At 38.2% G+C, this 10,017-nt stretch carries 12 protein-coding genes and 1 pseudogene; 5 read left to right on the forward strand and 8 right to left on the reverse strand.

The features are described 5' to 3' along the window. Positions 1 to 228 precede the first annotated feature (228 nt). Complete coding sequence (locus ACIR131C_RS0102940; protein WP_028089000.1) at positions 229 to 909, reverse strand: hypothetical protein; 681 nt, start codon at positions 907 to 909, stop codon at positions 229 to 231. Positions 910 to 991: 82 nt separating this feature from the next. Beyond that, positions 992 to 2,287: an FGGY-family carbohydrate kinase gene (locus ACIR131C_RS0102945; RefSeq protein WP_028089001.1), complete on the reverse strand. Its 1,296-nt coding sequence runs from the start codon at positions 2,285 to 2,287 to the stop codon at positions 992 to 994. A 169-nt stretch (positions 2,288 to 2,456) separates the two neighbouring features. Between ACIR131C_RS0102945 and psaM the strand changes: the two genes are divergently transcribed. Both psaM and ACIR131C_RS0102955 read left to right on the forward strand, forming a co-directional pair. Then, positions 2,457 to 2,552, forward strand: coding sequence for a photosystem I reaction center subunit XII (psaM, locus tag ACIR131C_RS0102950; protein WP_006196319.1), 96 nt, complete (start codon positions 2,457 to 2,459; stop codon positions 2,550 to 2,552). A 270-nt stretch (positions 2,553 to 2,822) separates the two neighbouring features. Beyond that, positions 2,823 to 3,233 (forward strand): slr1601 family putative cell division protein, encoded by a 411-nt coding sequence (locus tag ACIR131C_RS0102955; RefSeq protein ID WP_028089002.1) that lies wholly within the window; start codon positions 2,823 to 2,825, stop codon positions 3,231 to 3,233. 155 nt (positions 3,234 to 3,388) lie between these two features. Here the strand turns inward: ACIR131C_RS0102955 and ACIR131C_RS0102960 are convergent, their stop codons facing one another. Next, positions 3,389 to 4,099 (reverse strand): tetratricopeptide repeat protein, encoded by a 711-nt coding sequence (locus tag ACIR131C_RS0102960; protein WP_028089003.1) that lies wholly within the window; start codon positions 4,097 to 4,099, stop codon positions 3,389 to 3,391. A gap of 450 nt (positions 4,100 to 4,549) precedes the next feature. Here ACIR131C_RS0102960 and ACIR131C_RS0102965 point away from each other — a divergent pair, with 450 nt between their 5' ends. Beyond that, the gene (locus ACIR131C_RS0102965) at positions 4,550 to 5,014 is read left to right on the forward strand and encodes a hypothetical protein (protein ID WP_028089004.1); all 465 of its coding nucleotides are present in this window, start codon (positions 4,550 to 4,552) and stop codon (positions 5,012 to 5,014) included. Between the two features lie 13 nt (positions 5,015 to 5,027). Continuing rightward, on the forward strand, positions 5,028 to 5,585 hold the full coding sequence (locus ACIR131C_RS0102970) for a glutathione S-transferase family protein (protein ID WP_028089005.1): 558 nt from the start codon (positions 5,028 to 5,030) through the stop codon (positions 5,583 to 5,585). 175 nt (positions 5,586 to 5,760) lie between these two features. Here ACIR131C_RS0102970 and ACIR131C_RS0102975 read toward each other — a convergent pair whose 3' ends face one another. The 5 genes from ACIR131C_RS0102975 to cofG form a co-directional block, all read right to left on the reverse strand. Continuing rightward, a complete protein-coding gene (locus tag ACIR131C_RS0102975) occupies positions 5,761 to 6,252 on the reverse strand; it encodes a YajQ family cyclic di-GMP-binding protein (protein WP_028089006.1) in 492 nt (163 codons plus the stop codon). 103 nt (positions 6,253 to 6,355) lie between these two features. Continuing rightward, entirely contained in the window at positions 6,356 to 6,772 is a 417-nt protein-coding gene (locus tag ACIR131C_RS0102980) for an MAPEG family protein (protein WP_028089007.1), read from the reverse strand. A gap of 136 nt (positions 6,773 to 6,908) precedes the next feature. Further along, complete coding sequence (locus ACIR131C_RS0102990; protein ID WP_028089008.1) at positions 6,909 to 7,412, reverse strand: hypothetical protein; 504 nt, start codon at positions 7,410 to 7,412, stop codon at positions 6,909 to 6,911. Positions 7,413 to 7,524: 112 nt separating this feature from the next. Further along, the gene (gene hpsJ-B, locus ACIR131C_RS0102995) at positions 7,525 to 8,364 is read right to left on the reverse strand and encodes a hormogonium polysaccharide biosynthesis protein HpsJ (protein ID WP_035371425.1); all 840 of its coding nucleotides are present in this window, start codon (positions 8,362 to 8,364) and stop codon (positions 7,525 to 7,527) included. Positions 8,365 to 8,611: 247 nt separating this feature from the next. After that, the gene (cofG, locus tag ACIR131C_RS0103000; RefSeq protein ID WP_028089010.1) at positions 8,612 to 9,592 is read right to left on the reverse strand and encodes a 7,8-didemethyl-8-hydroxy-5-deazariboflavin synthase subunit CofG; all 981 of its coding nucleotides are present in this window, start codon (positions 9,590 to 9,592) and stop codon (positions 8,612 to 8,614) included. 317 nt (positions 9,593 to 9,909) lie between these two features. Here cofG and ACIR131C_RS25315 point away from each other — a divergent pair. Continuing rightward, positions 9,910 to 10,017 (forward strand): annotated as a pseudogene (locus tag ACIR131C_RS25315) (photosystem II q(b) protein); the annotation flags it as partial.

Genomic DNA, 10,017 nt, shown 5'->3' on the forward strand with positions numbered 1-10,017 from the left:
GAGTAATTAAAAACTCTATATATATGGACGCACTATTTCCCACCAATAACATTATCATACCTGAAACTCGAAACGCTGTCAACCCCCCCCGGCTGAAATTACCGAAACTCGTGAAATTATTGATAAAATTCTCAATAATCATGAGAATGAACCCCCCGTTATTGAGAAAATTCTTTTTTGCCAAAATCCGATACAAATAACTTATACATTGACTAATGTGTTTAATGCTTAAATTTTAGTAATTTTAGGATCTAAAATAATCCTTGTACCAGTGTTATCTACATGATAAGTCCAGAATTGGCTTTTAACTTTAACAATGACTTCCCAACCTGAAATCGGATCAAAAATTTGAGTGCAAACTTCACCGAAATTAAAAACACAGGAATTACTAAAAGTTTTCTGAGTTGACTGAGTAATTTTCAGGTAATTTACTGCTAAACCCGAACGTTTAGAAGCATCATTCAAGACAGTATTAGCGATTTTTTTCGATAATTTGTGAGTAGTTATTTTTGGATCTAAGAGAATTTGTGAATTAGATTTATTAACATGATAAATCCAAGATTGTTCTTGTAACCTTACAGTTATAATCCAACCGGGGATAGGATTATATTCCCTGGTACAAACTTCTCCAAATTTAAAAATACAGGGATTACTAAAAATAGTAGATGTAACTTGAGTAATTTGCAAATCAGAAACTTTTATCCCAGAACGTTTAGAAGCATCCCTGAGAACAGCTTGAGAGATAGATTTAGGTAAAATATTTTGATTTTGGCTTAACTGCAACCCTTCTAAACTTTGAGCATTTGCAAATGTAGCATTTTCAGTTACACCTAAATTACAGGCAATAGGTAATAAGCAAAAGGTAATAGGTAAGAGTAATGACAACCGACAAATGAAGTTCATGACCATATAAATTAATAATTCAATGCTGAATTAAACTGAACTTGACAACTTAAATGAAAACTTACAAAACTTACAAATAAATAATCTTTCACTCTAATTCCTCCGTGTTCTCTGTGTCCTCTGTGGTTCGTTCCAAATTAATTTTTCCCATTGCCAAAAGTGCCGTTCCATAGGCTGCTTCTGTATTAATAGACGAAACAATTGGTACTTTTAAATAACGTTGACGAATAGCAGTCCAAGTAGAATTAGCAGCGCCACCACCAGCTGTATAAATATTAGTTAATGGGTCTGCACCGAGATTTTGCAATAGTTGATATCCTCGTGATTCTATTTTAGCCATACTTTGCAATAAACCGTGGAGAAAATCGTGAGGTTGATCTGGACGTGGTTCTAGTTTTGGTAACAATTGGGGGTCATTAATCGGAAAGCGATCGCCTGGTTTCAACAATGGATAATAATCTAACATACTGGCTTGAGTTGGATCAATTTTGGTACTTAACTGAACTAACTCTAAATCGCTAAAAAAATGTTTTAACACAGCACCACCCGTATTAGAAGCACCTCCAGTTAACCACAAATCACCTAAACGATGACTATAAATTCCATATCGCGCATCTTCAATTCTATGGCGGCTTAAAAGTTTCAATACCAAAGTTGACCCCAGGGAAGTTACCGCTTCCCCCGGAAATTTAGCTCCACTGGCTAGAAAAGCCGCAATACTGTCCGTTGTACCTGCAACTACCAAACAATCGGTTTTAAAGCCAAATTCAGCCGCTATCTGTGGGAGTAATTCGCCAATAGGTATTCCTGGTGGGAAGACTTGGGGTAAATGGAGGGGAATTTGTAGCTGTTCTAACCATTCTGGATATTGCAATTTTTCCACATCATAACCCAGTTTTAAGGCGTTATGGTAGTCGCTAATACCTAACTTTCCATGCAGCAGAAAACCCAACCAATCGGCTTGATGCAGTAAATATCTAGCATTTACAAAAGAAGGTAATTCCTGCATCCAGAGGAGTTTTGCTAGACTTGATGTAGCACTTAGTACAGTATGATTAGGTGGTGTAATTCGGCTCAAGCGTTCTAAAGCCATAGATCCCCGACCGTCGTTGTACAATAGAGGCGCGTCCACTGGCTTTCCCGTCTCATCAGTCAGCAAAATAGTGGAAGAAGTGCCATTAATAGCAATAGTCCCGATTTCCTGCCTGAAAACCTGCGGAATTTGCCCTAATAGACTCCATAAAGCCTCAGTCCAGCATTTTACCCAATCAATAGTCCCAAGGTGCCAATGATGGCGCATTGCGGACACAATGCCACCTTGTTGATCAATTACCACACCTCGCGCGCCGGAAGTGCCAAAGTCAATACCCAGGGATAAAGTCATGAGGGAGTAGGGGAATTGGGGAAAGATGATTTTTTCGCTTACCAATGACCACTGACTAATTACGGTTTTTGTTGCATCTTGTAACAAGATGTTTCCTAATTTTGGTAAAACAGTCAAAAGTAGTAAGCAGAGTCTTGAAAATTAAGTTCAACTTAGGAGGATTTCTATCATGCCTATCTCAGATACTCAAGTTTACATTGCTTTGGCTGTAGCACTAATTCCAGGAATTTTAGCTTGGCGTTTAGCTACAGAACTATACAAATAGTACCAGAGTCATGTAATTCTGTTCCCGGTTATCAACCCTAGTATGGTAAGGTGTAGTTTCCAAACACTCCTGGTTCTGGGCTAGGAGGATTTTGGAAATTGCACCTTAATTAATTTCCTTGTAATTTACTTGGTAATATTTTTTCATCTTCACATTTGTTCAAATTTGCGAAAAATGAAGTAATATACAGCTAATAAATTAAGCCGCAACTAGCACCTGTTTGCTTTTGACGGTAATTCCCGTAAATCATGCAAGACTTTTGTTACTATCATGAATGCGTTTCAACCATCTAGACCTCCTATACAGCCAGTAGAACAACGCCGCAATGTAGCACGACCTAAACGACATTTACGTCAACGCGCTTACCAGGTAATGGCACTGGAAACTACAGCTAAAGTAGCCGTTAATACAGTTATTGGAGCAGCAGCAGTTTCTGCTTTAGTACAATTGTTACCTTATCATTGGTTACAACAGGATAAGTTGCGGGAAATACGTACCGAAGTTAAAGTCATGGAAGGGCGTGTTCAGAACTTGCAGACAGAATTTAGTCACAATTTTGATCCTGGACAAGCTCAGAGTATTATGCAGCAAAAATCATACCGATTTACAGCAAATCAGCGTCCAGTTATCTTGATGAATCAGGATCAGACCACAACAGAACAATCTGATTCAGTTCCATAAAAGTGTAGAAAATATATTAATCATCATGGTTATTAGGGTGACTATCAAGGATATAAGTTTTGATTTAGTGAGAAAATTCAAATTTTCGAGATAGTTTCACAAATTACTTCTAAAATCCTGACTACTGAATTTAGCTATCTACCAAATTATTTTTCTTAGTCTTCAAAAAAGAGCAACTCATTTAACCAGTTTTCAATCTGTAACCGTAAGCTATAGCTGAAACCACCTTGATTCTTTAAAAAAGGTAATTCTGCTAATGCGCGACGGTAATCAGCGATCGCACAATTCCAATCACCCCAGAGATGATAAGTACGTCCGCGTTCAGCCCAAATGTGTCCTTTGAGTTGACCAAAAAGTAGAGCAGTTTCTAAATTCTCAATGGCTTCTGCATATTCACCCAAATCCCGTAAAGTAATGCTGCGATTAATCCAAGCCCGAACATGATGAGGATTTAAATCCAATGCTTGTTCATAATCAGCTAATGCGTCCATTAATTGACCAGAAGCGGCGTAATAATTAGCTCTATTATTGTAGGCACTAGCTAATTTAGAATTTAAGTCTAGGGCTTTGTTATAATCACAGAGAGCTTTGTCTCCGTCACCACTTTGAAAATAAATCAGACCTCGGTTATTATAATCAACAGCATTTTCAGGATGGTTGTCAATGAGATGACTTAAAAGAGCGATCGCTTTGGTATAATCTCCTTGTTGTGCTAATTTCAAAGCACAAGAGCGTAAATAGCGTTGTTCTAACATTGGCTCATTACCATCCTGTAACGACGCACATTGATGACAAGGATTGTTTGTACTAAAAAAACATACTGGACTGTTTTGAATACCAGAATTTAAAAAAGAGTGCTTACTCATTATCTTCCCTATTTGATTTACTCGGTTTGTCAAATGAAGTTATAGTTTTCGGGTCTTGAAGGCTCTAGGATTGTTGAAGGACGTAGATTGTACATCCACCAAACCATATCAGCCATAAATCTAATAATGTATACTTCATACCCAAGTTCAATTCCAGAATCAGTAAAAATCTAAAGAATCGAAGTGTAAACTTTCAAGATGACAGACAAAAAGCCAGAAGTAAGAGTTTGCGTTCCTTAATTAAGACAGAATAAGTAAGATTTTATTAATGACAACCAATTAACTAAGTAGGTGAATGGAAAAAAACCGACATAAGTAACGAAAAGTAAAGTCGCCCAAAACCGTTCGGCTGACGCTCACTGCGAAGCCTGTTCCCTGTTCCCTGTTCCCTTGTCATAACGACAATTTTTAACGCCAACCTACTTACCAATTTTAAAAGAGACATTTCTCATGACAACAACAATTTCTTATGCTGACGCTACGGATCTCAATGCTGATGACTATATTGTTCTTGGTTTAGCTACGTGCTTCTATAAAGAAGATGGAGAAGTGCATCAAATTGAAGTGATAGAACCCATTCCTTCCGCAGCATTAGAAGCCCTATGCAAAAACATTCCCACCTCTTACAAGCTGGCTTATGCAACTAATTTAGGATCTGTGTTAGATGGTGATAAAATGCTATTGCCAGAAGGCTTCCCAGAATCGGCGCAATTTGGTGATGAATTTGCATTGAGGTTATTTTCTGCGGCTCGTACCTACAAACGCCGTGAAGCCTCCCAAAATCTGATTCCTCTGGGAACAACTAAAATGGATTTGAATTACTCCACAGAGCGCAAACGGGTACTGAATGCAGCCAGAGTGGTTACTAAAGAAGATAACATCAAACAACATTCCCACACTCACAAAGTTCTTTAATTTTCAGATAACTATGTTGAAACTTTATGGTGGTAGTCGTAGTCGGGCTGCAATTATACAGTGGTATTTAGAAGAACTGGAAGTTCCTTATGAGTTCCTTCTGCTTGATATGCAAGCAGGAGAACATCTCCAGCCTGATTTCCTAAAAATTAACCCTATGGGTAAAGTTCCCGCTATCGTTGATGGTGATTTTCAGCTTTGGGAATCAGGGGCTATTTTACTTTATTTAGCGGATAAATACGGTAAAACTCCCTTTTCCCTAGAGGAGAAAGCTATCTTTACCCAGTGGGTATTATTTGCCAATTCCAGTTTAGGAACAGGTATTTTCATAGAAGCTAATCGTGAACGAGAAATGCCACGATTATTAACTCCTTTGAATGAAATTTTGGCAAAACAACCTTTCTTGCTGGGTAATGATTTTACCGTTGCAGATGTGGCTGTAGGCTCAATTCTCTCCTATATTCCGATTATGCTCAAGTTAGATTTGAGTGCTTACCCGGCCATTGTCAATTATATCCAGTCTATGTCTCAACGACCCGCATTTCAAAAAAGCATTGGTGGACGAAGGTAATTAATTAATAATTAATAATTAATAATTGATAATTATCAATTGTTAATTATACAAGGGATTATCATCAGGGTGAAGTACGTTTTTAGCGGGCAAGATGCCCGCACCACAAAATTTTCACCAAAAGATTTTTATCATTAATATCTGTACCTCATAATATGAGAAACTGCTGTATTTTCTAACGATAATTTGTAAATTGTAAGGCAACAGGAAAGTCTTCTTGTTTAAGACGTTGAATAACAAGTTGTAAATCATCTTTTGATTTAGCTGTCACCCGCACAGCGTCACCTTGAATTGATGCTTGAACCTTCTTGATTTCCTCTCGAATTAACTTGGAAATTTGTTTAGCAATTTCTTGGCTGATACCTTTTTTCAGAGTAATTTCTTGCCTAACACGGTTGCCGCTGGCAGATTCAATTTTACCAAATTCAAAGATTTTTTGGGAAAGATTACGCTTGGCGGCTTTTTCCCGCAAAATGGTATGGACAGATTCTAAAGTAAAGTCACTGTCAGTACCAATAGTAATTTTTTCTTCGCTTAATTCGACTGTGGTTTGAGTGTCTTTAAGATCATAACGGCTTTTAACATCTCTGATGACTTGATCAATAGTATTAACTAATTCTTGTCTATCAAAGTCACTGACGATATCAAAGGAAAAAGTAGAGGCCATAAATAAAATTGGTAATTGGTAATTGGTAATGGGGAAGAGGGAACAGGGAACAGGGAACAGGGAAGATTAAAAATAAATATTTTCCTTATTCCCTTTTACCTAATTATTTAATTTGCATGAGACTGAGGTAAAACAGAGTTGCAGAACTAAAAGACGCAACACCAAACATGAGTGATCTCAACAAAGGTATATTGGCAATATAGAAAATAGAGTATAGCAAACGAGCAATGATAAACATTATCGCTGCATTCCCACCTTGGGGAGAATTCACCCCAGTAACATAAGCCATTAAAGCTGCCGCTGCAAAAACCATAAATCCTTCAAAAGAGTTTTCATGGGCCCATGTTGCCCGTTGGGCATAGGGTGGTAGCTTGTCAAACATGGCGCGGGGAGCAGAAAGATCATATCCTATCTGCACTCTAGCAAAAGCTACTAATAAATAAGGTACATAAATGAGAATAGCCGCGACGACAATAGAGGATAAAAAAATAGCAGGTACTGGTAATTGAGATAGAGACATGAAATTAATTTACAGGGTAATTGGTTTAAGTTTGATCATTGATTGTCAATGGATAAGGGGTAATTTAGTCAAGTCATTACCCATTACCCAATGATAATTTCCCATCTCTATCATTAGCTTTGCGTTAGGATTCACCCTAGTCAAAGTAGAAAAGTGTTACCACTTTTCGTTGTTCTTCTGCATCACTACAGGTTTGTAAGAGAGTGCGACTATCATGAAATGCAAAGCAGATTAATTGTTGACAACGAGAGACAATCTCCTTATTACATAAGTAACTCGCTTCAGCCAGAGACAGGTTATCATTGCTGGGGTTTTCTACCAGGTGCATGACCCCGTCTAATTGCTGGCGTGATTCTTGGGGTTGACGTTCCAAGCTTTGGGGTAGAATTACCGTCAGTAAGTTGGGGTCAGCCTTTGTTGCGCCCCGGATGGCCGCAGAGTTTGTGCCTGTAGCACCGGAAGTAATGATCCGGTTGCCCGATAGAATTAGGGCATAAGCCATCATTTCAATGAGCTTCTGATGGGTAATTGGCACATGACGAGAACCTAGCAAAGCTATCCGCTTAGAACCTGTTTGCTGGATAGTTGCTAGTTCTTGGGCTAATGTATCGAGATTGATAGTTTCTATTGACTGACTCAAAGATAAAAATCATGAGATTAAACAACCCAGATATTGTACCAAATAGCGTGTAGATAGGACACTAACCAGAGTTACATCTTGCTACAATTTATTTGTTAGTTATTTATGAGGCTCATTTGCTGTGTCTGGAACTACTTTTGGAAACACCCATACCTCTTAATCCTCTCCACCCGATGACAGTGTAACCAATTGACAACAATAAACTATTAATACCAGTTCGTAATTCTTTCCAGGCATCTGCTTGGGTTTTTTGTAACTGTTGTTCTTTTTGACTCTGAATTTGGTCTATTCTCTGGTTTGCTAGTTGTTGAGGGTCTGTTTGCTGGGCGATAAAATTATCCAGAGCTTGGGGATTTCCTTTATACTTTTTCAGTAAATCCTTCTGTGCCGTGGGTAATTGATTATTATTAAGTGCCTGATTATACTTTTGATTGTCTTTAACCAGTTCATTTAGCTGGGTCTTGAGTTGCTCTTTTAATGCAGCACGTTGTTTCTCTACAGATGCTTTTACCTGATCATTACCAAGTTGATTTTGTATTTGTTCTAATTGACTTTTAACTTGGTTTTCTAACTGTTCTGCTTCTTTATTAATCCGTGTTAACCCCTGTTCCTTGATTTGATTGACGTTACCCAGGTACAAGGGAAAAATCAACAAAAACATCAGTCCCAACAAACTAGAAAGTATAAAAATTGGCAACTTTAGACTAAGAGACGAGGAGTCACCACTTTCACGAGTTCTATCAACATAGAATGCAGTTACAATTGATCCCAGTCCAAGCAATGGTAAAAAACCCTGTTCCACAAGACTCCTACACAGATTAATTTGCCAGAGTTTATCTGTAATTTCCAAAGGAAATAATAAAAATAGCCACCCTAGAAAAAACGACAATATACAGATTACACCTATTGACTTTAGGGACAAGGAGGTATGAGAGGATGTACTAGTCGACATATTGGTTGACAGTGTAAATATATTAAATTATTTAGCATATTTTCCATGTCACTTTTACCATTTTGTTCGAGAGAATCCGCAAAAGTTACATATTTTTTTTGACGTTGCTGAATTGAGGTATGAAAATCAAATATTCTAGTTCTTAAACTCTTACTCTCTGCGTCCTTTGCGCCTCTGCGTGAGAAAGAATCATACCTTCATTCACCAACGCCCATATTTTTTTTGACGTTGCTGAATTAGGGGTAGGTTACTGAGATTGTGGAAGTTTAAATCTTCTGCGCCATTGTTTTACCTTTTGTAGTAAATTTGCATCCAACCAATCATCAAACTGGGGATACACTGGTAAGCGCGGTACTAATTCCCAGCCACCAGGCTCTAAAATATTCCTAAGTTCTTGCTCTTGTAAATGAGGATAATCAGGATTAACTTCATCCTTGGGACTTATTCCCCCTAAATCCCTGGCCCCTGCGGCTAGACAAGCAAGTAACCAATTTTCATCTTTAACTAAATTAGGGGGAATCTGAATTGTCATATCTGCTGGTAAAATTTCCCGCGCTTTGGCGATGACTTCTGGTAATTTATGGGGGTTAAATGGTGGTGCGTCGAAAGTTTGCACTGTTCCGGGGCTGTGGGGTTGCAGAATCACCTCTTGAATGTGATGGTAAAGTTTATGTGACTCAGAAATAGCTACTAAGGTTTCCCACCAATCTTCTTCTGTTTCCCCTATTCCTAAAAGTAAACCCGTTGTAAAGGGGATTTTTAGCTCTCCTGCCCATTTTAACTGTTGCGATCGCACTTCTGGCAATTTACTCGGCGCGTGACGATGAACTGTATTTAATAGTTTTGGTGTCAACTGTTCCAGCATTAACCCCATGGAGACATTAACACTTTTGAGTTTTTGCATTTCAGTCCAACTCAATGGACCGACATTGGTATGGGGTAAAAATCCCATTTCTAGTGCCAATAAACACAAATCATAAATACGCTCAAACCAAGGTTCACGCCTTGCTGAATCAGGATGTACCTCGCCACTGAGGATGAGTATTTCACAGACGTTTTCATTTTTTAGTTGTGACAAAATTTCTTGAGCTGCCCCTAGAGTCAACCAAGGACTTTTAGCCGGTTCGCTGCGGAAATTACAGTATGTACAACGGTTAAAGCATTCATAAGTGGGAACAATAGTATAAGCAGGGCTGTAAGTAACAATATTCTGACTAGATAGAGGCATATTAGGAGTTGCAGCTAAAACACGGCTAATTTATAGACTTTGGCGGGCAAGATGCCCACCCCACAAGGTTTAGACCCCTATTATGCAGTTTAGGTGGTCAGGAGAAAGTAAAAAGTTCAAACCCCTGATTAGCAAAAAGATTAATCCCCGAAAGGCTGACTATATATAGTTTATAGCTCTAAAGATCACTTGGCTGAAAAAAATATTAAAAAATATTACGAAAACCCCTTTACAAATCGAAACATAAAGGTTAATATAAATTCATGAGGTAGAAACACCTACCAAAACATACATAACTCAAACGCCATTATAAACACATGACCACAACACTACAGCAGCGCCAAAGCGCTAACGTATGGGATCGCTTTTGCGAGTGGATTACCAGCACAGATAACCGCCTATACATCGGTTGGTTCGGAGTATTA

The sequence above is a fragment of the Dolichospermum circinale AWQC131C genome, from assembly GCF_000426905.1.
In the GTDB taxonomy this organism is placed as follows: domain Bacteria; phylum Cyanobacteriota; class Cyanobacteriia; order Cyanobacteriales; family Nostocaceae; genus Dolichospermum; species Dolichospermum circinale.

Coding starts and splice junctions, on each gene's coding strand:
- ACIR131C_RS0102940 (WP_028089000.1), bottom strand. CDS start 909: ATGGTCATGAACTTCATTTGTCGGTTGTCATTACTCTTACCTATTACC.
- ACIR131C_RS0102945 (WP_028089001.1), bottom strand. CDS start 2,287: ATGACTTTATCCCTGGGTATTGACTTTGGCACTTCCGGCGCGCGAGGT.
- psaM (WP_006196319.1), top strand. CDS start 2,457: ATGCCTATCTCAGATACTCAAGTTTACATTGCTTTGGCTGTAGCACTA.
- ACIR131C_RS0102955 (WP_028089002.1), top strand. CDS start 2,823: ATGAATGCGTTTCAACCATCTAGACCTCCTATACAGCCAGTAGAACAA.
- ACIR131C_RS0102960 (WP_028089003.1), bottom strand. CDS start 4,099: ATGAGTAAGCACTCTTTTTTAAATTCTGGTATTCAAAACAGTCCAGTA.
- ACIR131C_RS0102965 (WP_028089004.1), top strand. CDS start 4,550: ATGACAACAACAATTTCTTATGCTGACGCTACGGATCTCAATGCTGAT.
- ACIR131C_RS0102970 (WP_028089005.1), top strand. CDS start 5,028: ATGTTGAAACTTTATGGTGGTAGTCGTAGTCGGGCTGCAATTATACAG.
- ACIR131C_RS0102975 (WP_028089006.1), bottom strand. CDS start 6,252: ATGGCCTCTACTTTTTCCTTTGATATCGTCAGTGACTTTGATAGACAA.
- ACIR131C_RS0102980 (WP_028089007.1), bottom strand. CDS start 6,772: ATGTCTCTATCTCAATTACCAGTACCTGCTATTTTTTTATCCTCTATT.
- hpsJ-B (WP_035371425.1), bottom strand. CDS start 8,364: ATGTCGACTAGTACATCCTCTCATACCTCCTTGTCCCTAAAGTCAATA.
- cofG (WP_028089010.1), bottom strand. CDS start 9,592: ATGCCTCTATCTAGTCAGAATATTGTTACTTACAGCCCTGCTTATACT.